The organism is Fructilactobacillus sp. X3R2C1, from assembly GCF_059901235.1.
Map to the genome: position 1 here is coordinate 1 of NZ_JBWXVA010000031.1, position 275 is coordinate 275.

A 275-nucleotide genomic window follows, 5' to 3' on the forward strand; every position below is an offset into this window, starting at 1 on the left:
GGCCAGGATGGTGTGCTCGCCGATGTCACGGGCGACGGCTTCGAGCTGCTCGGGGGTGATCAGGAAGCCCCAGCTGCTGACCGTCTGCGCCACCGAGGCAACGTCTGCGCCCACCACGGCGGCCGGGCTGTTCATGGCGAAGTACACGCCCGGCTCGATCACAGACGCGGCGACCATGGCCATGATGGCAACGAACGATTCCATCAGCATGCCGCCGTAACCGATGTAGCGGGCGTTGGTTTCGTTGTCCAGCAGCTTGGGCGTGGTCCCCGAAG

1 protein-coding gene is annotated in these 275 nt (G+C 65.8%); it reads right to left on the minus strand.

From position 1 onward, the window contains the following. On the minus strand, positions 1-275 hold a 275-nt coding region (locus AC6UDB_RS07040; RefSeq protein ID WP_500709550.1), incomplete at both ends, for a carbon starvation CstA family protein.